Here is a 26,540-nt window from a genome sequence, read left to right as displayed (position 1 = left end):
CCCCTTATTTTTCTACAGTAATTACAAGATCTGGACACATTCTTCCACAAGATGCACATCCAATACACTTGGACATATTTTCTTCTGTAACTACTGCTGGATGATATCCTTTTACATTTAGTTCCTCTGAGTAAGTTATAATGTTTTTAGGACATGCAATTATACATTGCCCACATCCTTTACATCTTTCTTCTCTAAAAGTTACCTTTGCCATAATACTTACCTCCTTGTGCAAAATTTAAATTATTTATTTAGTATTTTTTAGTTTTTAGTTTCAAGTTTTTACAGTGTAATACGTTTACATTTTGACTTATCATAATCTTCTATAAAATATATTTACACAATTATAATTTAACACCTTTCTCTATAGGATGTCAATTTAGCACATGATAGTGCTAAATTAAATCCTTCTTCCATGGTGGCAACATATATATATGAAGCGGTAATATCTCACCTTGAACTTGTCCTTCAACCTCTTTAACCATATCTTCCGAACATGCTGTGTAAGCATGAGGTATGTTTAAATCCTTTGAAAGCTTAGCTATTTCTATGTCACCTTTAATTATATGTTCTTTATTAGTTTCATAGGATAGGTTAGTATTTGAAATAAGCTGTGTTACCTTTAATCTTGAAGATCTTTCTATATCCGATAAGAATTCCATTGTATCTTTATCATTTGAAGTAAATGGTCTGTTGCCATTTACTACAAAATACATATCATAAGGTTCTTCTTTAAAATATCTATTATACTGACCAAGGGCTATAGCCCCTGCATCATCTCCACCAATATCAAATACTACTTCATAACTCTTATCATTAAATACAGCCCTAACTTCTCCAGGAACTACCATCAATTCTGCATTAACATAATCTGGATTTGAAGATATAACTCTTATGTTATACTCATTAGTTAACTGCTTAGTAAGATCTCTAACACAGAAATATGGATTTACTATGTCTAAATCTACAATTGCTACCTTTTTACCTTGCTTTGCTAAGTTAATTGCATAATTTATTGCTATTTCTGTTTTTCCACTTCCAAAATGACCTGTAAAAATCCTTATTCTGCTCATTTTCATTCACCCTACTTATATTCTTTAGCAGTTTCTTGACCTTTTAATACTCTAAGTCCACCCTCTGCTAATGCTAATAATTCATCTTCTCCTGGATAAACTACTACCTCAGATATAAATTCTACTCTCTCTTTAATATAATCAACTATATATTTTGAATATGCAATTCCACCAGTAAGTATTATTGCATCAACTTTTCCTTGAAGAACAGCTGCACATCTTCCTATCTCTTTTGCTACTTGATACCCCATTGCATCGAAAATAAGTTTAGCTTGCTTGTCACCTGCAATAGCTCTATCTCCAACTTCTTTTGCATCATTAGTATGTAGATATCCTACAATTCCGCCTTTTCCATTGATCTTCTTTTTAATTTCGTCCATTGTATATTTTCCACTGAAGCAAAGCTTAACTAAATCACCAACCGGAAGTCCGCCACTTCTCTCTGGTGAGAATGGACCTTCACCATCTAGTGCATTGTTTACATCTACAACTCTTCCAAGTTTATGAGCTCCAACAGATATTCCTCCACCCATATGAGCCACAATAAGATTTAATTCTTCATAAGAAATTTCTTTTTCTTTAGAATATCTCTTTGCAACTGCCTTTTGATTAAGTGCATGGAATATACTTTTTCTCTCAATTTCTGACATACCAGATACTCTAGCTATATCTTCCATTTCATCAACAACAACAGGATCTACTATAAATGATGGAATCTTCAAACCTAAAGCTATCTCATGTGCAATTATTCCACCTAAATTTGAAGCATGTTGTCCTTGAACTCCATTCTTTAAATCTTTAATCATTACATCATTTACACTATATGTTCCACCCTCTATAGATTTTAATAGTCCACCTCTACCTATTACTCCAGATAGCTCATTTATATCAAATCCTTTTTCTCTTAAAACCTCTAGTATTACATCTTTTCTAAAATTTAATTGATCATATATTTCTTTGTATCTTCCTATCTCCTCTGATGAATGTCTTAAAGTTTCAACTAATATAGGGTTTTCATCATCATAAACTCCTATTTTTGTAGATGTTGATCCTGGATTTATTATTAATTGCTTATATCCCATAATTCTTATCCTCCTTAATTATCTTCCTGCTACTAATGATGCAAGTGCTATTGAATTCATTTTTGTCTCTGGTGAATCCGCTCTTGAAGTAACTATAACAGGTGCTGCCGCCCCCATTAATAACCCACCATTTTTAGATTTTGTAGTATATGTTAAACATTTATAGACTGCATTACCAGCTTCTATATTTGCCATTAATAGTACGTCTGCCGCCCCTGCCACAGGACCTGATATTTTCTTATGAGCAGCTGCCTCTTTTGAAAGCGCATTATCAAGAGCAAGTGGACCATCAATTATACAGCCCTTGATTTGTCCTCTTTCACTCATTTTGGAAAGGTTTGCAGCATCTAATGTAGCTGGCATACTTGGATTTACAACTTCTACAGCACAAATTGGTGCAACCTTTGGTACATCTATTTCAAGAGCATGTGCTACCTGAACTGCATTCTTTATTATATCAACCTTTTCCTTTAACTCTGGGTACATGTTAAAAGCAGCATCAGTTACAAATAATAATCTATCATATCCTGGTACTTCAAATACTGCTATATGAGACATTTGCTTTCCTGTTCTAAGTCCTACTTCTTTATTAAGTACAGCTCTTAAAAATGTTGCTGTATCTACAAGACCCTTCATCATCATATCTGCTTTTCCTGATGATACAAGTTTAACTGTTTCTATAGCAGCCTTATTTGGATCTTTTTCATCTACTATTTCATAATCTTCAATATTCATTCCAATTTTCGTTGCAATGGCAATTATTTCTTCTTTATCTCCAACTAATATAGCCTCTGCAATACCGTTCTTTTTAGCATCTCTTACTGCTTCAAGAACTGGCTCGTCTTGTGCCACCGCTACTGCTACCTTTTTCATAGGTTGAGACTTAACCTTTGAGATTACCTCATCAAATGTTTTAATCATTTTGATTTCCCCCTTGATTAATTAAATCTTACTTCATCATCATATATCTTTGGTGTTTCTTCACCATTTATTACTCTTAAAGCTCCTTGTGCAAGTGCTAACATTTCATCTTCACCTGGTACAATCTCTACTGGTGCAATGAATTTAACGTTTTCAATAATCCACTCAGTAACTCTCTTGTTATAAGCTATTCCACCAGTTAGAATTATAGCATCTACTTTTCCACATAGTGCTGTTGCCATTCCACTTATTTCTTTACTAATTTGATAAGCCATTGCTTTTAATATAAATTCAGCTCTTTCATCACCTTTGTCGATAAGTCTATCCACTTCTCTTCCATCGTTAGTTCCTAAATAAGCTACAAGTCCACCTTCTCTTGTAATCTTATTTTTTAAATCTTGTAAAGTGTACTTTTGGCTAAAAGCAAGATTTACTAAATCTCCAATTGGAAGCCCTCCAGATCTTTCTGGTGAGAATGGCCCATCCTCATTAGCGTTATTACAATCTATAATTCTACCACCTTTTACAGGTGATACTGTTATTCCTCCACCAATATGTGCTACTACAAAATTACTTTTTTCAAAGTCTAAATTATTCTTCCCACACACTCTTCTTGTTACTGCTTTAATATTTAAAGCATGAACTAAAGAACGTCTAGATATATCTTCCATACCTGATATTCTTGTAACATCATCCACTTCGTCTACTGCAACAGGATCAACTATGTAAGAAGATACTCCTGCTTTTTGTGCAATTTCAAAGGCAATAACTCCACCTAAATTAGACGCATGTTGTCCTTGAAATCCTACTATAAGGTCATCTAACATCTTATAAGTTATTTTATAAGTTCCACCTGGCATAGGTCTTAAAAGTCCACCTCTACCTACTACTGCTGCTAAATCTTCAAGTGAAAAATTATTTTCAGCTAACCAATTGTAAATAACATCAGTTCTCATATCTTTTTGCTGACATATATGAGAATACTGTTTCACCTCTTCTGCACTGTGAGATAAATTTTCTGTGGCTATACACTTTTCCCCTAAATACATAGCTATTTTCGTAGATGTCGACCCTGGATTAATTACCAATACATACTTATTTTCACTCATACCCATACCTCCACACTTAAAAATAGAACAAAAATTTTATATCTTGTGAAAATTCTTCTTAAAAATATTTGCTAAAACATTCTTAAATAATATTTTAGCAAATGTTGTATATAAATATCAAGATGTTAGTTCACTTATTTCGGTGAATATTCTGTTATGATTTTCTCAGCTACATGAAGTCCATCTACTGCAGCGGATATAATTCCACCTGCATAACCAGCACCTTCTCCTGTTGGATATAATCCCTCTACATTAATACTTTCGTGATTTTCATTTCTATTTATCTTTACAGGTGCTGATGTTCTAGTCTCAACTCCAGTAAGTAGTGCATCATTACCTGTATATCCAGGTATCTTTCTATTAAACACTGGTAGAGCTTCCTTTATTGATTCTACCACAAACTTAGGAGCACACTCTCTTAAATCTGAAAGTCTAGTTCCTGGAGTATACGTTGGTTTCACTTTTCTAAACCCTTTAGATCCTTCATCATTTAAAAAGTCTTTAACTAATTGTACTGGTGCATTATAATTTCCTCCACCTAATTTATAAGCCAATGACTCATAATGTCTTTGAAACTCAATTCCACCTAGTGGAGTTGTGTCGCTAAAGTCCTTAGGATCTATAGATACAACTATTGCTGAGTTGGCGTTTTTACCGTCTCTTTTGTAGTTGCTCATTCCATTTACTACTATGGTATTTTCCTCTGATGCCGATGCTACTACATGACCACCTGGACACATACAGAAACTGTATACCCCTCTACCTGATTGCTTACTTGTATGTGCTAACTTATAATCAGCAGCTCTAAGTTTTGGATGAGTTGCAAACTTACCATATTGATTTTCATCTATCATCTGTTGCAAATGCTCAATTCTAAATCCTATAGCGAATGGCTTTGGTGACATAGATACCCCTCTTTTAAATAACATTTCATAGGTATCTCTAGCACTGTGTCCTGTAGCTAATATTAGATTATCACAAGGAATTTTTTCTCCATTTACAGTTATCTCATATATTTTATTATTTCTTATTTCAATATCCTCAAGTTTAGAAGAAAATCTAACTTCTCCACCCTTTGCCTTGATTTTTTCTCTAATGTTCTTTACAACATCCTTTAATATATCCGTACCAATATGAGGTTTTCCCATATACGTAATTTCTTCTGGTGCGCCTGCTAAAACAAGTTCTTCTAATACATATCCACATCTATGGTCCTTAATTCTAGTAGTAAGTTTTCCATCTGAAAAGGTTCCTGCTCCCCCTTCTCCAAACTGTACATTACTATTTGTATTCAGTACTCTGTTACTCCAAAAACCTTCTATAGATTTAGTTCTGTTATCTACATCTTCACCTCTTTCAATTATAAGTGGTGAATATCCCTTTTCTGCTAAAAGTAACCCTGCAAATAATCCTGCTGGTCCCATACCAATTATCACAGGCCTGCTTTGCATTTTCTTTTTTCCTAAATTAAAGTCTGTATTATATTCACTTGCTCCTGCTTTAACTTCATTGCTATTTGCTCTAGCAATTACCTTTTCTTCATTGTCACAAGTTATTTCTACTGCGTAATTAATTTTTATAGCTGATTTTTTTCTAGCATCTATGGACTCTTTAATTATTTTAAAGGAGTTAAAATCCCCTTCTTCAATTCCAAGTTTAGTAGCTACCTTTGATTTTAAATTTTCTAAATTATCTTCTTTTATTTCTAATACTAAATTGCTTACTTTAAGTGCCATTATTACCCGTCTCCTCCGGCTTTGCCTTTATATTTATCTTTAGTGTTACTTTATCTGGTGTTTTAGCTTTTATCTGAACTGTAGATGGTACACCAGTTAGCTGTAATTCAACCTCATGGGATCCTTCTTTTAAATCCTTTAATTCTGCAGTTACTGAGAAGTTATCTGCTGTAAGTTTATTTATTTCACTTTCTTCTCCTAAAATCGTTAACTTCATCTCAGGAATATTCTGTTCAAGTGATAGTCCTTCACCTAAATTAATATACTTTATCGGTATACTAAAAGCCTTCTCAATATTTTTTTTCACTGTAATTTTCACCTTTACAGTCTTTTCATTATTTACAGCATGAATCTCTGATGGGAAAATCAAATTCGCATCTAAGGTTACATTGCCAGTTATTGTACTTAAATCAATTTCTTCCGTATCTATAGTTTTAATTCCATCTACTATTTCACTTCCACCAACGACCTCAATACTCTTAGGTGTTACTTCAATACTTTCTATAGATACTTCAGCCTTTGGTGTTCCTTTTGTTCGTGGATTTACACTTAGAACTTTACCCTTTTTCACCTTAATCTGTACTTGTGAATATTCTGGGTACACAGATACCCCTGTAACTTCTTTTCCATCCGAATCTATAGCCCTGAGTTTATAGTTTTCATCTATGTCTGCACTAGCATTAGTTATATCTACCTGCGCTACTGCACTAACTACTTGATCTAGGTATCTCTGAGGACCAGAAATTTTCACCGAATTTGGTGAAGCTACAGAATCGCCGTTATAAAATCCTTCTGCCACCTCTCCAGTTATATCAGTTGATACATTAACATACTTCTCCGCTAAAACATCAACATCAACCTTCATTAAAAGTCCTTCTGCATTCACAACTGATACCCCTGTAGCAACTTCTTTAACTTTCACTTGCACCTTGTTTTCTCCTGGGGTAAGTGCATATCCTTGAAGATCTGCTATAAGTTTAAAATCCTTATTTTTATCTAAGTCTTTTATTATTGATGCAGTAGCTTTGACTGTTAAATTAACATAAAACTCTTGATTTGATATTAATGTAAGGTCTCTTTCTATGAGAGTATCTTCATTAACAATTTGTACTGGTACATATTTAATTACACTAGTAATAACAGGGTTTTCACTACTACGAATATATATCCATAATATTAATGCTGCTATTACACAACAAACTCTTATTATGAGATCTTGTCTTTTTTGCTTATCCATAGTCTTACCCTTTCTTTAACTGATTCTTTTTTACCATTTCTACTCTTCATAATCTTTAATAATACGTTTCTTAATTTTTCTTTATCATAATTTCTAAGAAGTCTTCCATTTATAGCTAGTGAAATTACTCCTGTTTCTTCTGAAACTATTATTGTTATACAGTCCGTAATTTCCGTAACTCCAATTCCAGCCCTATGTCTAGTACCTAATTGTTTATTTAACTTATCGTCATTTGTCAGTGGTAAAAAACATCCTGATGCTATAATCTTATCATTTCTTATAACTGTAGCACCATCATGTAACGGTGTATTCACAACAAATATATTTTGAAGAAGCGCTGATGACACATCACCATTTATCTTAGTACCTGTATTTATAATGTCACCTAATCCCGTTTTTTGCTCAATTATTATAAGTGCTCCAACTCTTTCTTCTGCTAAGACTTCAACTGCATCAACAATTTCACCAACTACGCTTTTCATAACTTCTTCATCCTCATATATAATTTTATCTACAAAAGAAGTTCTTCCTATATGCTCTAGTGCCTTTCTTATCTCTGGTTGAAATATTATTATAATAGAAATAACACTAATTGTTAAAGTATTCTCAAGTATCCAATTCAAAGTTCTAAGATTTAGAACATCACTAACTGGTATTAACAAGAATATAAGTACAATTCCTTTTAATAATTGTTCTGCTCTTGTTTCCTTTATTAGTGTATATCCTTTATAAAATATGTAGGAAACAACGATTATATCAATTATCGAAAATATTGAAAATCCCTTAAAAATATTTATTAGTGAATTAAAACTTTCCATAAAGTCACCACCTAACGCCAATCTATTCTAATTATACACCAATACTGTTGTTTGTAATATAAAAAATACATTTTAAAACAAAAATATTTTCAAATATTAAATATCATTAAACCATGAATATTTTAGTATTTACTTTAATATAAACAATTATAATATTTATTTATAATTACAAAGGGGGATGCTGTAAGTGAGTGGAGAAAACTTTAAAATTAATAATATGATGATTAAATATTTATATTTTTTTATAATTGGCATATGTTTATTTTTTATTAGCTATAGTTTATTTAGTAAATTCCCATCTAACAAGGAGGAAAAATATCTTTATAATACTATAAATTCAATTTCTAAAGTTAATAATAAAGCTAAAACATTTTTAGATAACAATTCTTTAAATATTGATAAAGCTCTAAAAATCTTACCTGAAATGAAGACAGATTTAACTGACATATCATCTCATCTAAATTCTAGTATCTACATTAAAGACAATGATAGCTCAGATAATTATTCTAACTTAATAAAGGGACTAAACGAAAATATTCTTATAATAGAACAACTAGAAGCAATGCTTCAAAACCCATATGGTAGCGACATTGAACTAGCTGCTAATAACTTGAAAACTTTTAGAGATACATCTGAGAATTATTATAGTTTAATCTCCTATAAAGATTCTACTTACAATTTAGGAGTATCACTTCATTCTGTTATAAATCTTACTATAGATTATTGTATATCCTCAAATAATTTAAAGAAAATTTCAGAGTTAAAAATAGCTGAATCTATCAAGTTTATGGATACTCTAAATGAACTAGTTATATCTCTTGATAGTTTAAAATGTGACTACTATGAAAAGGTACTTGAATGTCGTAGTGGAAAGATTACCTATGAGCTACTTATTTCTAACATTAATGATACCAGCCTTAAACTTAACGCTGTTAAAAATGTGCTATCTCAAATGTCCATACCTAATAATTTCTCATCTATATATAATAATTTTTCAGAAACAGTAAATCTTTATAATGACTATATCTTTGAAATTAAATATGCAATAGTAACTGAAAAAGTCCGTAGAGAAAATGAAGATATCAAGGATGATTTTATGGATTCTTTATATATTTCCAGTAATAAAACCTACAGTGATATGGAAGTTAAGTATAAAAAATTTATTAAGGAGTATAATAATTTAAATAACAATTACTGAAAGAGGAGATGAATTATATGAAAAAATTCATTTTGATTCTTTTACTTTTCTGTAACATCATTGCTATAACTCCATACAGTATAGATACTCTTAATCGAATAAACATCACTAGAATAGAAGTTTAAATACAGTTTCAAATAAAATAGAGGAAATAGCTAGGCAATACCTTGTTATTTCCTCCTTCATATTTATTTTATACGTGTTTTTTCAAAAACCCTTCTAGCTCTTCTTCTGATGTAAATCCAACAAGTTTATCTATTTCTAGTCCATTTTTATATATGATTGTAGTTGGTATATTTACAACATTGTTTTTCCTTGAAAAATCCGGATTTTCTTCAATGTTTACATTTGCGCATATATATTCATCGTTAATTTCTAATGCGATTTTTTGAAATGATGGAACAAGCATCTTGCAAGGTCCACACCAAGGTGCTCCAAAAGCTAATGCAACTAACTTGTCTGCCTGCTCTATCATTTCTTCAAAATAACTTTGTTTCATTTCTGACATTCTACGTCCCCCAATTTTATATTAAACACCTATAAAAAGTTATAACTTAACCTTTTAACCTCTTGATTTACTCTAATATTTCTTTAATTTTAGTATTATTATACTCAGAAGAGTTAAATTTATCTTCAATAATTTCAGCATATGTTCTAGCTTTTTCTACATTTACTATAGCGTTACTTACAGCTAAAGAATAAAGACATTGTTCAGTATAAGATCCTGTATCTAAATATTTTTCCACATAAAGCTCATAGTACTTATTTGAATTTTCTATATTTCCTATATTCTCATAAGAAACCCCTATCATAAATAAAATATGCTCATTTAGATAGCTTCCATCACTATACTCATATGCTAGTTTAAGTGAATCTATAGCCTCTTCATACTTCTCGTTTTCAATAAGATTACTGCCTTTTTCATATAAGTATGGTACACCCTTAGTTTTTATTAAATCTATTCCACTTTGAACTACAATTTTATCATTTATATGTAAATCATCTTCCTTGTATAGTTCTATATAATTAATTATATTTTCATATTCTTCACTATCTATGTATGATTTCAACTCTTTTTCTTTAAATGAAGCCTTACCTTCTTTTATTTCTTCACTTTCTACATTTTCCTTTGTATTATCATTCACATTATTGTTACTTTCTTCAATATTTCCTTGGAAATTGTCTGAATTTGAATTAATATTGTCTTGGGATTTATTTTCATTTCCTCCCTTCAATATGCTTCTTTCTTCCAATAGTTTATATCCTTTAAATATTCCAACACTCAATAATACTATGACAATTATCGTTATAAATCCTAAAGTAAACTTCTTTTTAATTTGTTCACTTATATTTTTGCTTATAATTCCCAACTCAACCAATTGAGATTTAATCTTTAAAGCCTCTTCATTATGCCTATCTAGTTCTAAAACATCATTAACATATTTTATGCTTTTATTATGTTGACCTAACTTCATATAACATTTAGAAATGTAATTCCATAAGTTTATGCTATTAAAATTAGATTCTTCACATTTTATAAAGCATTTTAAAGCCTCTCTTACCTTAACTTCATTAAATAGTAGTACACCTTGACTAAATATGTATTTGTTACCTTCATCAGTTCTAGAATCCTCTAAATATTTTTTAGATACCATATCTCTATTTAACTTGTAGCTTAACTTCCAAAAAAACTTAGCTTGTTCTAAATCCCCACGGACATAATATATTAATCCCTTTAAATTTAATGTAGGCGAATGGCTTCTATCTATAGACAATATCTTGTCACAACAACTTAATGACTTGTCCAAATTTCCCTCACAGTAATAATTCATAGCTTTTTTATAGGATTTATTTATATTAATCATTTATTCCCCACTTATGTTTTTATTTTTAGTAGTTATTGTATAATCTAAGTATTTATAATTTTACCCTAATTTCCTCTCATATATTTATGTAATATCTATATAATCATTTTCTTACTATATTTTATCATGATATTTGTTTTTTTATCAACATAATAGTAACAAATTTATCTCTATTTCAACATTCACATTTACATTAAACTATGTTACATATATACTTTTTAAATATCTACTTAACTTAACTGTAATACTATAAACTTTAGCAACTATAAAAAAACGTATTACAAGCTTATTTGCAATACGCTTCTAACATCTATTCTATTACATCGCCTAAGTTATAATTTTGTATTATCTTTTCTACATCTTCATATTCATTTAGAGCATCATCTAAATATTTTATACATTTTATTTTCAGATCATTTCCAACCTTTTCAATAGAAACAAACCCTTCTCTATCTACCGCTGTACTTACTAACCTCTGCTGACCTGTAGTTACATCCATGATAATAATCTCTGATCCATTAACTAATGTCCCATAGCCTTTGCCTTGAACTATCATAATATTAGTATTGTCATACCAGTTAATTGATAGTGGAGATAATTGATTACCTTCCAGGTTATTAAGATCTGCTACTTCATACTTATACATCTTATTATTTACTGTATCTTTTATATAAATTTTCCCTATACCTTCTTCGTTGGCTGTTTCACCTTTACCTTCTATAGTTGCTTTATACTTCTCATCAGCTGTTGCTATAAACGGTGTATTAAAGGTTAATTCTTGTGTAGTTGGAACTTCTACCTTTGAATAAACTTCAACTACATTTTCATCTACTGCGCCTACTGTTGCCTTATCACTAGCTCCATCACCATTCTTAGATAATATATCTGGTACAGCTTCTAAACTCTCCCCTGCATTGCCATCAGCATCATTATTTTCTATTGCTATTCTGGACTTATCTTCACGTCCAGTTGAAGCTGATGAAAGTTCAATATTTTTATCATTATTAATTAATTTCATAGTTATTGGTGTAACTACAACTCCAAGTAAAAAAGCTGCTGCTATTGCTAATACCCCTTTATATTTCTTTTTCATCTTAATTCCTCCTTTTGTATACTTATTCTTATCAATGCTATTCATTATCGTATCTGTAGAAAACTTAAATCCCACATTATCTGATAAAAAAGCAGCTTTAAAAGCTTTATATTTCATAAGTTCTTTTTTATAGGATTCTTTGCAACTATCACAAGTTAAAAGGTGACTTTTTATATCTTCATCCAATTCAGCTGACAAATTCCCTTCAATATACTCTGTTAACTTATCTTTACACTGACTACATTTCATCCTGGTTCCTCCTACCTCTACTTGTAAAAGACCTTAAATCCATCTCTTACTTTATAGTATCTTCTTTTTACTGTGGTTTCTGTAACCTCTAAAACCTGTCCTATATCTCTGAACGTCAAATCTTGTGAATACCTTAGAGCTAAAATTTGTCTATCTAATTCATCTAATGTACCTATATATTCACTTACCTTTGCCTTAATTTCTGAGTAATCTGCGGCCTCTTCTGGACTCATATATGAAGATGATATGTTATATGCCTCGTCAATATCACTCTCATAAACTTTTCTATATTTCCTAGTATAATCTATAGTTTTATTTTTTGCTATCTGCAATATCCAATTATAAAAACTATACTTGCTATTATACATATTAAGCTTATTATATATTGTTATGAATACTTCCTGAGTAATATCTTCACTAGCTTCCTTTTGTTTGATCATTGCATAAACAAATTTTAAAATGTTTAGTTGATATTTTTCTACTATTAACTCAAAACTTTCTATATCCCCTTTTAATACATTATTTACAAGAATAACATCTTCTATAGGTACTTTTTTTTGTGAACCAATCATCTTCTTCCCTCTCTTTATATAAATAATACGATACGGATTTTCTAAAGTTTCTTTTATAAATAAATTAATTTAAGTTTTTATCATATTTCTTTTCTTATATTCGAAATTGTTTTTTATTTATCCTATAATAATTATACTACAGTTTGTACATAGAATAGTTAATATTTAATTACAAATATTATAAAAATAACACCTATATTTGAATTTCTTATGAATTCAAACATAGGTGTTAATATTAAAAATTTTAATTAATTAAATGTCTATAATGGTTTCTTCACTACATCTATCACCGTTCCATCCCTATACTCTACAACAGCAACTATTTCATCTGATAGTTCTATTGGTTTTGGTGTTCCTGTAATTTTTTCTGCTATAGCCTTTAATTCTTCTATAGTAACCACATTAAGGTTCGCTGCTTTTAATTCTTTGATTAAGTCTGTTCTTCTTGGATTAACAGCAATCCCTCTCTCTGTAACTATTACATCAATAGTTTCTCCTGGAGTTGTTATTGTAGTTAATTTATCTTTTATAATTGGTAATCTTGCTTTAGTAAGCTTTGTTACTATTATTGTAAGCTTAGAACCTGCGGCAGTGTCAGCATGACCACCTGAACCACCCATTATAGTTCCATCTGAACCCGTAGTAACATTAACATTAAAGTTTGTATCAATCTCCGTAGCTCCTAGTATTACTATATCCAGATTATTTACTACGGCTCCTTTATTATGAGGATTTCCATACATTGATGCAGACATAGCCATATGCCTTGGATTAACCGCACAAGATTTTACAGCTTTTAAATCAAAGCATTGTACGTCAAGTAAGCTCTCAAATAACCCTTCCTCAAACATATCTACAATATATCCAGTTATACCACCTGATGCAAAACTCCCTTTAATTTCATTCTTATTCATGTATTCTCTAAGTTCTGATGCAACTGCTAATGATATTCCTCCTGCTCCCGTTTGGAATGACATTCCATTCTTAACAAGTCCTGATGATATCATAGCATCTAAGGCTGTCTTTGCAATCTTGAGTCCAATTGGATCCTTAGTTATTTGAGTAGTTCCAGAAACTATACCTGCTGGGTTTCCTATAGAATCTACCTTAACTACATAATCTACATGAACTTGACTTATTTCTATAGGGGAATTTGGATATGATACTAAGTTATCTGTTATTGCAACAACGGTATCTGCATATTCTGCATCAGACACTGCATAACCTAATGCACCACAAGCAGACTTACCATAAAGTCCATTAATATTACCATAAATATCACTAGCTGGAGCTCCTATAAATGCAACATCAATATGTAAATCACCACTTTCAATGGCTCTTGATCTACCTCCATGAGTATGCATTATTGCTGGATATTTTAATTTTCCTGATGAAATAGCTTCTGCCACAGGTCCTGAAATATAGTTTGCATATATTTTGCTCACTGTACCATTTTGTATATGTGCAACTAGTGGCTTATGATTTGGAAATATTGAACTTGCAGCTATTGTTATACCTTTTATTCCTCTTTTTGCAATGGCTTCTACCACCATATTAAGAATGTAATCACCATTTCTTAAGTGATGATGAAAGGATATACACATACCGTCTTTAAGTTCTAATTTATTTAAAGCTTCATCTATAGAATTTATTAATTTACTATCCATTGGCGCTACTGGCTTAACATTTACTGACACACTTTTTAATGGCTCCATATTTTTAAAGGCACCTTCAAACGGAACTACTTTTCCATAGCCATCTATATAATCTGGAAGTTCTCTTCCTAATATATTTTTCATCCTTATCACCTCGTAATCCTCATTTAAATAAGGCCCAATTTTTTACTTAAATCTACAGTAGTTTTTGCTCTATTTATAACTGGTGCATCAACCATTTTACCATCTAGAGAAAATACACCCTTACCTTCTCTTTCTGCTTCTTCCATAGCATCTAGCACTCTTTGTGCATGTAGTATTTCTTCTTTAGTAGGAGCATATACATCATGTATTGTATCTATTTGCCTTGGATTAATTGATGCTTTTCCTGTCATGCCAAGAGATTTTGCTAGAAATATATCCTTCTCTAGTCCTACAAAATCATTTGTGTCTGTAAATGGTGTATCTATTGAATCCACTCTCATAGCTTTGCAAGCTATAGCAACTCTATTTCTAGCATATAATATTTCATTACCTTCTTTAGTTCTTTTTATTCCTAAGTCAGAAGTTAAATCCTCTGCTCCTAAGAGAACTGCAACAACTCTATCAGATGACTTAATTATGCTATATACATTTTCAACCCCATAAGCACTTTCAACTATAGGCACTAGTTTAATACTCTTATTTTCAAAGCCTTCTTCAGCCTCTATTTCATCTAAAATGCTACTAATTTCTATTAACTCTTCTTCAGTTGCTTTTGGAATCATTAACGCATCAGGTTTAACTCTTCCAATAACATCAATATCCTCTTTAGAGAATTCAGTAGTTAACGGGTTAATTCTAACAACAACTTCAACACCACTATAGTCCACATTCTTAATAGCTTCTCTAACAAGTATTCTTGCACTATCTTTTTCAGTAAGACTTACCGCATCTTCAAGATCAAGAATTACTGAATCTGCACCTAATATGGATGCATCTTGAAGCATTCCTGGATTGTTTCCTGGCATGAAAAGCATAGTTCTTCTTAATTTCATATTTACACCTCCTACTGTGCTCTTTTTACTGCAGTTTCAACTCTTGCTCTTATTGTATAATCAAGAGCACCTTTATCTTGTGCTTTTACAACTGCATCTTTAACGTCTAATGCTTCTAATGTTTCTCTTATAGCTCTCTCTATTTCTGTACCAAACTGTTTTATAACTAAGCTCTCAAGTTCAATATTTATACCATTTTCTTCACTTGGCATAATCACAATATATATATCATTTGATTCAAGAGTTCCAGCCTTTGAAATTCTATTGATTTCCATATAAATCACCTCTATATGTGGATTATACCACTATTTTTTGCTATTTAAGTAAGCTTCCCTACCCATTTCATATAGGTTATTTCCTTCTGAGTCTATAATTACAACTACAGGTAAATCTTCTACCTCTAATCTTCTTATTGCTTCAGCTCCTAAATCCTCATAAGTTACTATTTCTGCTTTTTTTACACACTTTCCAATAAGGGCAGCTGCACCACCTATTGCACCAAAGTATACTGCTTTATTTTTCTTCATTGACTCAATAACTTCGCTATTTCTTAAACCTTTCCCAATCATTCCTCTTAAACCGTGGTCTAAAAGTGCTGGTGTATAAGCATCCATTCTGTAGCTAGTTGTAGGACCTGCAGAACCTATAGCTCTACCTTCTTTTGCTGGTGTTGGTCCTACATAATATATTATACTATCTTTTACATCTATAGGAAGCTCTTCTCCCTTTTCTAATAGGTCTGCAAGCCTCTTATGAGCTGCATCTCTTCCTGTATATATAACTCCACTTAATAAAACGCTATCGCCTGCTCTTAACCCCTTTACCTTCTCCTCTGTAAGTGGTGTAGTTATTCTCTTTTCCATAAATTTTCCCCCTTAATTATAGCTCCACTTCTGCATGTCTTGTAGCATGACAATTAATGTTAACAGCTACTGGAAGCCCTGCAATATGTGTTGGATATGTTTCAATATTTACTGCTAAAGCTGTAGTTTTCCCACCAAAGCCCTGTGGTCCTATTCCTAATTCATTTATCATAGTTAATAGTTCTTCTTCCAAATTTGCATAGAATGGATTTGCATTTCTAACGTCCACCGATCTTATAAGAGCTTTTTTTGCAATAGTAGCAGCCTTGTCAAAAGTTCCACCTATTCCAACTCCAAGAATAATTGGTGGGCATGGATTGGGTCCAGCTTCTTTAACAACCTTTATTACAAAGTCCTTAACACCTTGAATTCCATCAGAGGGTTTTAACATTTTTATTTGACTCATATTTTCAGATCCAAATCCTTTAGGAGCTACAGTTATCTTAAGCTTATCTCCTGATACGATATTATAGTAGATCATAGCTGGTGTATTATCCTTTGTGTTCACTCTATCTAAAGGGTCTTTAACTACTGATTTTCTTAAATATCCATCTTTGTATCCTTGTCTTACACCTTCATTAATAGCATCTTCTAAAGCTCCACCAACAACGTGAACTTCTTGACCTATTTCTATAAAAACACAAGCAACTCCTGTATCTTGACACATTGGCATATCTTCATTTTTAGCTATATCAGCATTTATTAATATCTTATTTAAAATTCCCTTTGCAATATCCCAATCTTCCTCTTCATGAGATTTCTTAAGTTTATTCTTAACATCATCACCTAAGTAATAGTTCGCATGTATACATAGTTTTTTTATAGCTTCCGTTATCTCTGAAACCTTTATTTCTCTCATATATAATCCTCCTAAAATAACAATGATTAATACATTATCCTCAAAATTAATTTTATTAAGCTATAGCCTCATATAGTGATATGTATTGTTTAATAAAATGCAGTTATACTTAACCCCTATATCTTTATTATAAGCAAAAAGGCAGTTTAATCAAACTGCCTTTTTACTATACAATGAATTTTCTATTTATTTCTTCTGTTTACTAAGGCAACAACCCTATTCATTTCATTGTTTACTATCATATAACCTTCATCAACACCCATTCCTGGTTTAGCAAGACATTGGTCTGCTCCACAAGCAATAGCAATATTTGTGCAAATCTCTGCTGATCTATTTGTTTCGTTACATGTTCCTCCACAATAAGCTCCAACATTCATTTTCTTACAATATAATATTGCTTCTATTGTATTATTTACTCCTCCAAGATCTGGAGTTTTTATTTGAAGCATATGTCCTGAATTGTGATCTGCAAAGAATACTACATCTTCATAAGTATTGCACCATTCGTCTGCAACTAATTCAACATTTATATCTCTGTTATCCAACTCAGCTGTTAATTCTCTTAACGCTTCCATTTGTTTTTCTCTGTGTTCTACATCCATTGGTCCTTCTATTCTTAATTTAAAAGGTTTTGCTGCTTCTTCTAAGGTTGCTATATAGTCTGCCATAGCTTTTATATCATTATTAAAAGCAACTCCTATAGTTCCATAAACATCTATGTGGAATATTGGATTATAATCTTCACTAGTTCTTAATTTTAATACTCTAGCACTTAACCACGTAACATATTCAAGAAGTTTTTCCCCTTTTAATCCTAATTTATCTTCTACATGGTTTATTAAAGCATGCGGCATTACATCTGCACCTTTAATAATCATTTTGTCTGCATTATTGTATCTGTCATCTCCAGATTGAGTGAATATTGGAATTCTCTTTATTGATACTCCTGTATCATATTCATCTCTTACAACTTCAGCCATAGTAACTTTTTTAGCTTTTGAAACTGCATCAAGAATTGCTTGAGTTACTCCATATCTTATAGCAGTGTGAAGTCTTTTGCCATTAACTGTCATTTTATCAAATTCTTCTGCTAAAAACTTAAAGCTACTTAATTCTCTACCTATAAGTTTTGGTGCTATTTCATTTTCTATAACTGGTATAAAGTCTTTTGCCAAGAATAATGGATCACGTCCACCGGCTCCTGAGTATTGTACAGCTGCACAATCTCCAACAGCTACTTGACCATCTTCAAGTATTAACATTACAGATATAGATTCTCCCGCTTGTCTTATTGAAGTAAATCCTTCAGTTACTGGCTCTCCTACATAAGTAAATCCATCATGACCAGCACCAGCTTTTATAGCTCTTTGGTCATCAAAGTAAAACCCAGTTCTTCCTGCAGAACATACAACATCAACAATTTTCATTTAAATACACCTTACTTTCTATAATTTAAAAGTTTTTTCATTACTAGCTTATAATAAGTATATAATTCTAAGATTATTTCTCTGGTCTTCCTACAAGTTTTCCTTTTCCTACAGCAAAAATATCATCTATAGTCATTTGGAATCCAACTGGACGGTTTTCATATCTTGATCTTTCGTCTAGTTTCTTCATGTTGAAAGCTTTAAGCTCTGCATTGAATGGAACATTACCAAATTTAAGGTATCTAACAGCTCCATTGTTATCTCTTGCAGGCATCATTTTACCAGCATTATATTTACTTGGTGCAAATGGAATATCTATAATTCCCATATCAAAACCTTTTACGGCTCCAGTAGCTAAGTCACCATTTCCAACTTCATATAACTTATCTACCATGCATCTTGTTTCAGCCTTAATTATTGTAATTTCAGTTCTTAGCTCATCTGATAAGTGCATTTTTTGACCACCTAATAGATTAAGAGTCATTTTTGTTGCTCTTATTCCTTGAGCATTAGCTTCTTTTGTAGGAATTCCTATAGCTTCATGTGGTGTTTTAACTATAACTTTTGTAGCTCCTGCAAGTGCAGCTGCTGCAGCTCCTGTAGATATAACTCCAAAGGCTTTAGCTTCATCAGCTGGGAATCCTCCCATCCATTGGTGGAATACAGTTGTTAAGTAAACATCTCCATATCCATAAGCTCTTAGGTAATCACTACATTGTTCTTCAAGTGCTCTAATAGCCGCAACATCTTGTATTAAGTTACCACATTGTCCGTATCCAACAGTAATGTTTTTAACACCTTGCTCTGCTGCAAGTAATGCTTCTACTATAGCAACTGCATTAGATGTACTTGGTGGAACTAAAGTTCCTGTTAATGGACCAAATGGCTCTCTATTAATAGATATCCCTTGCTCTTCATAGAAACCTACTAATCTATCGCAGTACTGCCAATCAAGAATAGTTTTTTCTAATGTAACACTTTTAGCATATGGTATATTGTAAGATATACCACCACCTTCATTTGATGTCCAACCAGATGCATGAGTAATCTCTGCAAGTAGCCTTCCATCTGGAGTACCATGCCTTGACTCTAGTGGTAAATTTACTGATTCAAATACTTTTCTACATCCTTCAACTCCGTGATTAACTCCAGGGAATCCATTAAGAAGTGATCTTCTAGCTTTTATACTTTCTTGTATACCGACTTCACACTCTTCATATCTATTTTGTCTTGTATAACTGTCTATTGTAGATGGTAATAGGTCAGCTCCACCCTCTTTATCTAAATAGTTCAGTAATTCTATGTGGCTATCTATTAAAGCTACACCGGCCCTTGGTTGAGCTAAGGTTATGCCCGCTTCCTTTGCTTCAACTAATTTCTTTGCAAAGTTTTTATTTGCTGGAATTTTTTTATTGTAGTCTATAGCTTCCTGTAAATCAATACCTTTACCTGTTGGCCATTGTGCTAAAACCTCTTCCCTTGTCTTAAAGAACTCTTCCTCGGTCCACTTCTTGTTTTTTAGTTCCACTTTAATTTACCTCCTAGTAATTTACACTTCAACTAAATATTTTTTCATTATTCTTACAGCTTTATCTGGATAATCTTGTGCAAGTAATCCCATTGATGATAATATATAAGTCTTGTCCACTAAGGTTTTTGGCATTTTAGGTCTTAAGGATACTGCATTTTCTTTATTAAATGTTCCTGCGTTCAGGATTTCTCCTGGATTCTTGCTATGTACTAAAACTCCACCAGTCCCTATCATGTACTTCACATCCATTAAATCTTTTCCCAGTTGATTATATACAGCTCCCATTGGAGTGTATATGCATTCAACGGTTCCACAATGTCTTTCCATAGAAAGTTCTGTAGCACACTTTGCCATAGCTTCATCAAATATTATATCTTCTTCTGTCTGTGGTACCATCCTAATGTTAGTATTTCTATACTTACAGCTTGCTTCAATATCTATTTTCCTATCATAATCATTTAAGTATCCACGAAGTTTTCTACTTCCAGCAGCTTCCCAAAGTGATACTGATGAATATCTCATTCCAAGGTCGCCCTCTACTGTCCTCTTTGCAAAAGGTTCTTCTAAACCTTTCATATTTACTCCACCTTTAGTTGGTTCCCCACTTCCAATAGAGTGAACATCTGTAGTTGCACCACCTATGTCAATTATAACTAGATCTCCAATACCTTCTTCTTCATCACTACCTTCACCTAATACCCTGGCAGCTTTAAGTACTGCTGCAGGCGTAGGCATAAGTATCCCATTTATAAAACTTTCTGCATTGGATAATCCCTTTGCATCAGTTATTTTTTCCATAAATACTTTTCTTATTTCTTCTCTAGCTGGTTCTACATTTAATGCATTTAATTGTGGCATAACATTTTCTGTTATACTGAAATAAAATCCTGCTTCCTTAAAAGTTTCTCTTATCTCATCATTTGCACTTTTGTTTCCTGCAACAACTATTGGAATATTAACTCCGCCTTCTACAAGCATTTTTGCATTGTGCAGAATACATTGTTTATTTCCTCCGTTTGTTCCTCCAGCTAAAAGAATTATATCTAAATCTAAATTTTTTATTTCCTTTATTTCATCTCTTGTTAACTCGTAGCTGTATACCTTTATTACTCTAGCTCCAGCTCCCAATGCAGCTCTTTTTGCAGCTTCTGCAGTAAGGTCTGGAACAAGTCCAATAGCAACCATTTTCAGCCCACCAGCAGCAGATGAACAAGCAAGCTTTTTAATAAAATTTACTTCTTTTCCTTCTAGCTGATTCATAAGTTTCTCATAGGCTTTGTTGAATCCGATCATTATATCGTCTTCAATAGTTGTTATATCTTTTGCTGTAGCTAAGATTTTTTCATTTTCTATATCTACTGCAGTCAATTTGGTATATGTGCTACCAAAATCTAAAAGTAAATAAGCATTCACTTCAATCACTCCAGCTTTCTATTATAACTTTAAATAAATTTTACATTACTTAATACGCTATTTATATTCTATATTTTTATGCTAGTCCTAAGTCTTCGTTTAGATCATGGATAGTAGTGTCTATACTTGTTCCTGGTGGATAAACCCTATTGAACCCCATAGCTCTGAATCTTGAGTAAACTTCATTCCAATCTTGTTTACCAACAACAATATTTCCACCAACATAAATTAGGATTCCTTTTAGTCCTGCTTCATCACATTTTTCTCTTAATCCTCTACAGTCTATTTCACCATGTCCATAAAGTGAAGAAACTACAATTGCATCTGCATTTGTTTCAACTGCTGCATTGATAAAATCTTCTTGTGGCGATAATACTCCAATGTTAATAACTTTAAACCCTGCTTCTGTCAATGCATAATCTAAGATTTTGTTACCAACAGCATGACAATCTGCTCCAATAACCCCAAGAACTAATGTCTTCTTTTCCATTTTTAATTCCTCCCGAATTAACTTTTTTGATACTTTAATTCTACAATTTTTGACTTAAGCGCCTTCACTGATGTTGCATCTAAGCTATAAGAAAATTCTATAAGTTCTTTGTTTTTATCATTAAACTTACATATATCCTTATATCTACCTGGTGTAACTATTAAAACCTCTGCCCTATCAATTATTCCTTTAAGACCATCTTCATTTGTGCCGTTAAAGTACTCTACTGATAAGTCTCCAAGCCCTGCATTTTCAAGTGCTGACTTAATTTTAAATATAAACTCTTCAGATAAGCAAACAAATGAAAATTTCGTATCTGAAGGATGTCTAGCAATTCTTACGATGGATTCTAGATTAGGATTTATTGCAACTCCTAATATTTCTTTCTTCCATCCTTTCAAAAATCCATTTACGTCATTTACATGATTAAATGGTGAGATAATTACTTCACATTTAGAAAGCTTGTCCTTTGTGTCATTACTCATTTCTTGTAAATCTTCTAATGTAAATGGCATAGTATTCATACTTGTTAATGATGTTATTTCTTTACTAAACATTCTTGATTGTTCAATGTTACACTCTACAAATGCTGAAGTTATTTTGTCCATAACATCTTTTTTTTCACTAACCCTATTAGTTACTATTTCTAAAAAATCATCGGTATCTATCCCGCATTCTAATGCTTCCTCTAGTGCTAAATCTACAAATTTATTTATCTTTCTTCTACTATCTTCATTCTTCCAAGAAACTGCTTCTTCTGCTACGAATGTACCTTTTCCTCTAATAGATTTTAATACACCCTTAGATTCTAATTCATTATAGGCAGCACTAATGGTATTTCTACTTACTACTAGTTCTTGAGACAATTCTCTCTCCGTAGGCATCTTGTTTCCAACTCTTAATGTACCATCTTTTATAAGATACATTATTTGTTTTTTAACTTGGATATAAAGAGGTATCCCATTTTTCTTGTCAATTGTAATGTTCAAAATCTCATCTCCTGACCCATTGGATTAATGGATTAATCCAATTACTTAATCATATTAACATATGGACTAATCATTTGCAATTTCATATAATGTGATATTATACTTAGAGCCTACTTTTAGCTAAAAAAGTAGGCTCTTACCTTTAATTTTCTCTGTTTTCCAAGTAAATGCTTATAGATTCAGATAACACATTGGCAATTTGCTGTTGATAGTCTTCAGTCTTTAATTTCTCACATTCTTCACTATTACTAAGAAATCCACACTCAACTATAACTCCAGGCATAGTGTCATTGCCCCTTAACACTTTGTATTGGGTTCCCGCAGCCTTAGCTTCTCTCTTATTTGATGGGTCCAATTTAGTCTTTAAGTTATTTTGTATAATTGTTGCAAGCTCAGCACTGCCCTCATGATTGGAATACCAAACCTGTGCCCCCTTACAACTAGCTTGTGGAAATGTATTTAAATGTATGCTCACAAATATATCGCACTTGGTTTCTTCTTTTAAGCTAACTCTTTTATTTAAATCCTCATATTTCTTTTCTTTAACAGATTTACCTTCTGTGTACAATCCTATGTCATCAGTTCTAGTTATTTCTACTTTATACCCTTGACTCTTTAAATTTGCCCCTAATAGCAGTCCAATATTTAAATTTATGTTCTTTTCTGTAGTTCCATCCTTTGATGAAGCCCCTCCATCTATACCTCCATGTCCTGGATCAATAAGTATTATTTTATCAGTTGCTTGTTCAGATTCATTATTCTTATAAGTAGTAACTATATTATTTAAGTTAATTACAGATATACAAATGAATCCTAATATAATCACAGTAAGTATTGATATTAATTTAGTATTTTTTATGTTACTCCCATCCTTTTACATTGCTATGTAATTATATCTATTCATGTTAGGATAGCATTATTATCGTTTTCTTATACTATTTTATAATTATTTATTTAGCTAATTATATATCATGAAATAAATAATTATAATGTAATTTAAAAAATATAAAAACCTTCTAGAATTATTTAATTCTAGAAGGTTATATTTTAACATCATAGGTTTTCTAATTAGTATTTATTAGTTCTCCGATATTATTTCTGCAATATTAACTGAGTGGTCACCAATTCTTTCCAGATTACTTATTAAGTCTAGAAATATTGTACCTACCACTGCATTGCATACACCATTGTTTAATCTCCTAATATGAGATTCACGTAACTCTTTTTCAAGTGAATCTATTCTAGCCTCTATACCTCTTATGCTTGCTGCTTTTTCTTTATTGTAGTTCTTGAAACAGTCAATACTCATTTCTAAAGAACTAACAGTGTAGTCAAACATACCTTTAATTTCATTCATTGCATCTGGTGAAAATTTTGCACCCTTAGCTATTCTTTCACTTGCAAGATCCGCTATATTTTCTGCATGATCTCCTATACGCTCAACGTCATTAACCACATGAAAATATGCTGCAAGTTCAGCTCTTTGTTCATCACCTAAGTCTGAGTTTGAAAGTTTAACTAAGTATCTTGTTATATCATGCTCTAATAAATTTATTATTTTTTCATTACTGTATACAGTTTTAACTATTTCTTCATCACCTTCAACAAAAGCCTTCATAGCTATCTTAAAGTTTTCTTTGGCTTTTTCAGCCATTCTTACAACTTCATTAGTTGTTTGTCCAAAAGCTATTGCAGGAGTTTCTAGCAATCTCTCATCCACATATTTAAGTCCAGCTATATCCTTTTCATCTTCACCTGGTATTAACTTGTTAACAAAAGCTATAAGATATTTTATAAAGGGTATTAATAAAATAGTATTAACTACATTAAATAATGTATGCGCATTTGCTATTTGTTTTGGAATAGCTTCTGCACCTACTGTTGGGCTTATTCTAAGTATTACATCTGTTAAGAAACCTAGTGGTATTATTAAGAATATAATAGCACCAATAACGTTAAACAGTAAGTGGAATACCGCAGCTTTCTTAGCTGTTTTTGATGTACCAATACTTGAAATTAATGCTGTTACACAAGTACCAATGTTATTACCAAGTAATATTGGAATTGCAACCATTAGTGGAAGACTTCCTGTAGCTGCTAATGCAACTAATATACCTGTTGATGCAGATGAACTTTGAAGCACTGCTGTCATCATTAACCCTATTAATACGCCAAGTACTTTGTGTCCTTGTAATTTCATTATAAGTTCTTTAAAGAATATTGAGTCTTTAAGTGGAGACATAGCTCCTGACATAAGTTTTAACCCTAAAAACAATATACCAAATCCAAGTATAATTTGACCTACTTCTCTTACTTTTCTCTTCTTGCTGAAAAGTATCATAACTGCACCAATTGCTAAAAATATAGGTGCAAATGTATCAAATTTAAAAGTTATTAATTGAGCTGTTATTGTAGTTCCTATGTTTGCTCCCATTATTACAGCCGCTGCTTGATAAAGGTTCATAAGCCCAGCATTAACAAATCCAACTACCATAACAGTAGTTGCACTACTACTTTGTATAATTGCTGTAACAATAGTTCCAGTTAAAACGCCTTTAATCGGATTTGATGTGATTTTATCAAAAATACCTTTAAGCTTATCACCTGCAGCATTCTCTAGACCATCTCCCATCATCTTCATTCCATACAAGAAAAGTCCTAGTCCCCCAAAAAGGTTAATAATTAATAATATGGTATCCATATCTTACCTCCTAAAATATTATCCTATAAAGCTATGTACAATTTTATATAATCCATCAAAATTTCATTTTAATAATACACTATATTTAACACCACGTTAATATTTATTCGATAATTTAACATGAATTTAACATTAGCGTAATAATGTACTAAAGTTAGTTTATTCTTTATATAAAAACTTATTTATAAGTAAATTAATTAATTTATAGTAATTTGAACCATGAATATATTTTTCTAGGTGAACATTCACTACCACTTATTCTGAATAGTTTATGGTTTTAGTTTATTAAGCAACCTTACATACAAAGTATGTGACTTATATGTAGTTTCGGTTCGTCAGACAAGAGTTTTTCCATCGACTTACTTATAAGATTTCACGTAACAATGGACACACTTGTCTTAATCTATGTACTTTGCACTATTAACCCGAGCCCTCGCCCCTTAGATTACGATAATGCCGAGCTGCACAAAAAAAATAAGAGAGTATATGCAATACTCCCTTATCTTTATATAACATACATATGTATGTACAAATACTATCTTTTTGAGAACTGAGAAGCTCTTCTTGCTTTTTTAAGACCGTATTTCTTTCTTTCTTTCATTCTTGGGTCTCTTGTTAAGAA

At 31.7% G+C, this 26,540-nt stretch carries 26 protein-coding genes; 1 reads left to right on the top strand and 25 read right to left on the bottom strand.

Features of this window, described 5'->3' with window-relative positions; all coding sequences use genetic code 11:
- Positions 1 to 4 precede the first annotated feature (4 nt).
- The 8 genes from RSD37_RS12975 to cdaA all read right to left on the bottom strand — a co-directional run bounded on the left by RSD37_RS12975 (position 5) and on the right by cdaA (position 7,976).
- A complete protein-coding gene (locus RSD37_RS12975) occupies positions 5 to 214 on the bottom strand; it encodes a 4Fe-4S binding protein (RefSeq protein ID WP_346947167.1) in 210 nt (69 codons plus the stop codon).
- Between the two features lie 181 nt (positions 215 to 395).
- The gene (locus RSD37_RS12970; RefSeq protein ID WP_346947166.1) at positions 396 to 1,073 is read right to left on the bottom strand and encodes an ATP-binding protein; all 678 of its coding nucleotides are present in this window, start codon (positions 1,071 to 1,073) and stop codon (positions 396 to 398) included.
- Between the two features lie 11 nt (positions 1,074 to 1,084).
- The gene (buk, locus tag RSD37_RS12965) at positions 1,085 to 2,155 is read right to left on the bottom strand and encodes a butyrate kinase (RefSeq protein ID WP_346947165.1); all 1,071 of its coding nucleotides are present in this window, start codon (positions 2,153 to 2,155) and stop codon (positions 1,085 to 1,087) included.
- 18 nt (positions 2,156 to 2,173) lie between these two features.
- Positions 2,174 to 3,076, bottom strand: coding sequence for a phosphate butyryltransferase (gene ptb, locus RSD37_RS12960; protein WP_346947164.1), 903 nt, complete (start codon positions 3,074 to 3,076; stop codon positions 2,174 to 2,176).
- A gap of 17 nt (positions 3,077 to 3,093) precedes the next feature.
- A complete protein-coding gene (buk, locus tag RSD37_RS12955) occupies positions 3,094 to 4,185 on the bottom strand; it encodes a butyrate kinase (protein WP_346947163.1) in 1,092 nt (363 codons plus the stop codon).
- Between the two features lie 134 nt (positions 4,186 to 4,319).
- The gene (locus RSD37_RS12950) at positions 4,320 to 5,921 is read right to left on the bottom strand and encodes an NAD(P)/FAD-dependent oxidoreductase (RefSeq protein WP_346947162.1); all 1,602 of its coding nucleotides are present in this window, start codon (positions 5,919 to 5,921) and stop codon (positions 4,320 to 4,322) included.
- The gene (locus RSD37_RS12945) at positions 5,911 to 7,158 is read right to left on the bottom strand and encodes a CdaR family protein (RefSeq protein WP_346947161.1); all 1,248 of its coding nucleotides are present in this window, start codon (positions 7,156 to 7,158) and stop codon (positions 5,911 to 5,913) included. Before RSD37_RS12945 ends, RSD37_RS12950 begins: the two co-directional genes overlap by 11 nt.
- The gene (cdaA, locus tag RSD37_RS12940) at positions 7,128 to 7,976 is read right to left on the bottom strand and encodes a diadenylate cyclase CdaA (protein WP_346947160.1); all 849 of its coding nucleotides are present in this window, start codon (positions 7,974 to 7,976) and stop codon (positions 7,128 to 7,130) included. Before cdaA ends, RSD37_RS12945 begins: the two co-directional genes overlap by 31 nt.
- A 187-nt stretch (positions 7,977 to 8,163) precedes the next feature.
- Here cdaA and RSD37_RS12935 point away from each other — a divergent pair, with 187 nt between their 5' ends.
- Positions 8,164 to 9,174, top strand: a complete 1,011-nt coding sequence (locus tag RSD37_RS12935; RefSeq protein WP_346947159.1) for a hypothetical protein — start codon at positions 8,164 to 8,166, stop codon at positions 9,172 to 9,174.
- 193 nt (positions 9,175 to 9,367) lie between these two features.
- Here RSD37_RS12935 and RSD37_RS12930 read toward each other — a convergent pair whose 3' ends face one another.
- From RSD37_RS12930 to rpsI, 17 genes are all read right to left on the bottom strand, one after another.
- On the bottom strand, positions 9,368 to 9,682 hold the full coding sequence (locus tag RSD37_RS12930; RefSeq protein WP_346947158.1) for a thioredoxin domain-containing protein: 315 nt from the start codon (positions 9,680 to 9,682) through the stop codon (positions 9,368 to 9,370).
- Positions 9,683 to 9,749: 67 nt separating this feature from the next.
- Positions 9,750 to 11,039 (bottom strand): tetratricopeptide repeat protein, encoded by a 1,290-nt coding sequence (locus RSD37_RS12925; RefSeq protein WP_346947157.1) that lies wholly within the window; start codon positions 11,037 to 11,039, stop codon positions 9,750 to 9,752.
- A 310-nt stretch (positions 11,040 to 11,349) separates the two neighbouring features.
- A complete protein-coding gene (locus RSD37_RS12920; protein WP_346947156.1) occupies positions 11,350 to 12,381 on the bottom strand; it encodes a DUF4652 domain-containing protein in 1,032 nt (343 codons plus the stop codon).
- Positions 12,382 to 12,398: 17 nt separating this feature from the next.
- Positions 12,399 to 12,953, bottom strand: coding sequence for a sigma-70 family RNA polymerase sigma factor (locus tag RSD37_RS12915; RefSeq protein WP_346947155.1), 555 nt, complete (start codon positions 12,951 to 12,953; stop codon positions 12,399 to 12,401).
- Between the two features lie 260 nt (positions 12,954 to 13,213).
- Entirely contained in the window at positions 13,214 to 14,752 is a 1,539-nt protein-coding gene (gene citF, locus RSD37_RS12910) for a citrate lyase subunit alpha (RefSeq protein ID WP_346947154.1), read from the bottom strand.
- A gap of 23 nt (positions 14,753 to 14,775) precedes the next feature.
- Entirely contained in the window at positions 14,776 to 15,645 is an 870-nt protein-coding gene (locus RSD37_RS12905) for an aldolase/citrate lyase family protein (RefSeq protein WP_346947153.1), read from the bottom strand.
- A gap of 11 nt (positions 15,646 to 15,656) precedes the next feature.
- Complete coding sequence (gene citD, locus RSD37_RS12900) at positions 15,657 to 15,920, bottom strand: citrate lyase acyl carrier protein (RefSeq protein ID WP_346947152.1); 264 nt, start codon at positions 15,918 to 15,920, stop codon at positions 15,657 to 15,659.
- A 30-nt stretch (positions 15,921 to 15,950) separates the two neighbouring features.
- Positions 15,951 to 16,508 (bottom strand): Fe-S-containing hydro-lyase, encoded by a 558-nt coding sequence (locus tag RSD37_RS12895; RefSeq protein ID WP_346947151.1) that lies wholly within the window; start codon positions 16,506 to 16,508, stop codon positions 15,951 to 15,953.
- Positions 16,509 to 16,524: 16 nt separating this feature from the next.
- Entirely contained in the window at positions 16,525 to 17,367 is an 843-nt protein-coding gene (locus RSD37_RS12890) for a fumarate hydratase (RefSeq protein ID WP_346947150.1), read from the bottom strand.
- 182 nt (positions 17,368 to 17,549) lie between these two features.
- Positions 17,550 to 18,794: a methylaspartate ammonia-lyase gene (locus tag RSD37_RS12885; protein WP_346947149.1), complete on the bottom strand. Its 1,245-nt coding sequence runs from the start codon at positions 18,792 to 18,794 to the stop codon at positions 17,550 to 17,552.
- Between the two features lie 73 nt (positions 18,795 to 18,867).
- On the bottom strand, positions 18,868 to 20,322 hold the full coding sequence (locus RSD37_RS12880; protein ID WP_346947148.1) for a methylaspartate mutase subunit E: 1,455 nt from the start codon (positions 20,320 to 20,322) through the stop codon (positions 18,868 to 18,870).
- 21 nt (positions 20,323 to 20,343) lie between these two features.
- Entirely contained in the window at positions 20,344 to 21,738 is a 1,395-nt protein-coding gene (glmL, locus tag RSD37_RS12875) for a methylaspartate mutase accessory protein GlmL (RefSeq protein ID WP_346947147.1), read from the bottom strand.
- A gap of 76 nt (positions 21,739 to 21,814) precedes the next feature.
- Entirely contained in the window at positions 21,815 to 22,228 is a 414-nt protein-coding gene (glmS, locus tag RSD37_RS12870; RefSeq protein WP_346947146.1) for a methylaspartate mutase subunit S, read from the bottom strand.
- Positions 22,229 to 22,245: 17 nt separating this feature from the next.
- Complete coding sequence (locus RSD37_RS12865; protein WP_346947145.1) at positions 22,246 to 23,217, bottom strand: GntR family transcriptional regulator; 972 nt, start codon at positions 23,215 to 23,217, stop codon at positions 22,246 to 22,248.
- A gap of 142 nt (positions 23,218 to 23,359) precedes the next feature.
- On the bottom strand, positions 23,360 to 24,043 hold the full coding sequence (gene cwlD, locus RSD37_RS12860) for an N-acetylmuramoyl-L-alanine amidase CwlD (RefSeq protein ID WP_346947144.1): 684 nt from the start codon (positions 24,041 to 24,043) through the stop codon (positions 23,360 to 23,362).
- 252 nt (positions 24,044 to 24,295) lie between these two features.
- The gene (locus RSD37_RS12855; protein ID WP_346947143.1) at positions 24,296 to 25,918 is read right to left on the bottom strand and encodes a Na/Pi cotransporter family protein; all 1,623 of its coding nucleotides are present in this window, start codon (positions 25,916 to 25,918) and stop codon (positions 24,296 to 24,298) included.
- A gap of 535 nt (positions 25,919 to 26,453) precedes the next feature.
- The coding region (rpsI, locus tag RSD37_RS12850) for a 30S ribosomal protein S9 (RefSeq protein ID WP_346947191.1) at positions 26,454 to 26,540 on the bottom strand (87 nt) is incomplete at its 5' end.

It is taken from the genome of Clostridium sp., assembly GCF_036646415.1.
Taxonomy (GTDB): domain Bacteria; phylum Bacillota; class Clostridia; order Clostridiales; family Clostridiaceae; genus Clostridium_J.
This window is presented reverse-complemented; position numbering and strand designations above follow the sequence as displayed.

Bases quoted from the DNA above. Each gene is read 5' to 3' on its own strand.
- RSD37_RS12915 (WP_346947155.1), bottom strand. From the start codon at position 12,953: ATGATTGGTTCACAAAAAAAAGTACCTATAGAAGATGTTATTCTTGTA.
- buk (WP_346947165.1), bottom strand. From the start codon at position 2,155: ATGGGATATAAGCAATTAATAATAAATCCAGGATCAACATCTACAAAA.
- RSD37_RS12905 (WP_346947153.1), bottom strand. From the start codon at position 15,645: ATGAAATTAAGAAGAACTATGCTTTTCATGCCAGGAAACAATCCAGGA.
- RSD37_RS12920 (WP_346947156.1), bottom strand. From the start codon at position 12,381: ATGAAATGTAGTCAGTGTAAAGATAAGTTAACAGAGTATATTGAAGGG.
- RSD37_RS12855 (WP_346947143.1), bottom strand. From the start codon at position 25,918: ATGGATACCATATTATTAATTATTAACCTTTTTGGGGGACTAGGACTT.
- RSD37_RS12885 (WP_346947149.1), bottom strand. From the start codon at position 18,794: ATGAAAATTGTTGATGTTGTATGTTCTGCAGGAAGAACTGGGTTTTAC.
- RSD37_RS12895 (WP_346947151.1), bottom strand. From the start codon at position 16,508: ATGGAAAAGAGAATAACTACACCACTTACAGAGGAGAAGGTAAAGGGG.
- buk (WP_346947163.1), bottom strand. From the start codon at position 4,185: ATGAGTGAAAATAAGTATGTATTGGTAATTAATCCAGGGTCGACATCT.
- RSD37_RS12950 (WP_346947162.1), bottom strand. From the start codon at position 5,921: ATGGCACTTAAAGTAAGCAATTTAGTATTAGAAATAAAAGAAGATAAT.
- ptb (WP_346947164.1), bottom strand. From the start codon at position 3,076: ATGATTAAAACATTTGATGAGGTAATCTCAAAGGTTAAGTCTCAACCT.
- RSD37_RS12930 (WP_346947158.1), bottom strand. From the start codon at position 9,682: ATGTCAGAAATGAAACAAAGTTATTTTGAAGAAATGATAGAGCAGGCA.
- citD (WP_346947152.1), bottom strand. From the start codon at position 15,920: ATGGAAATCAATAGAATTTCAAAGGCTGGAACTCTTGAATCAAATGAT.
- RSD37_RS12970 (WP_346947166.1), bottom strand. From the start codon at position 1,073: ATGAGCAGAATAAGGATTTTTACAGGTCATTTTGGAAGTGGAAAAACA.
- cdaA (WP_346947160.1), bottom strand. From the start codon at position 7,976: ATGGAAAGTTTTAATTCACTAATAAATATTTTTAAGGGATTTTCAATA.
- citF (WP_346947154.1), bottom strand. From the start codon at position 14,752: ATGAAAAATATATTAGGAAGAGAACTTCCAGATTATATAGATGGCTAT.
- RSD37_RS12945 (WP_346947161.1), bottom strand. From the start codon at position 7,158: ATGGATAAGCAAAAAAGACAAGATCTCATAATAAGAGTTTGTTGTGTA.
- glmS (WP_346947146.1), bottom strand. From the start codon at position 22,228: ATGGAAAAGAAGACATTAGTTCTTGGGGTTATTGGAGCAGATTGTCAT.
- RSD37_RS12975 (WP_346947167.1), bottom strand. From the start codon at position 214: ATGGCAAAGGTAACTTTTAGAGAAGAAAGATGTAAAGGATGTGGGCAA.
- RSD37_RS12890 (WP_346947150.1), bottom strand. From the start codon at position 17,367: ATGAGAGAAATAAAGGTTTCAGAGATAACGGAAGCTATAAAAAAACTA.
- RSD37_RS12925 (WP_346947157.1), bottom strand. From the start codon at position 11,039: ATGATTAATATAAATAAATCCTATAAAAAAGCTATGAATTATTACTGT.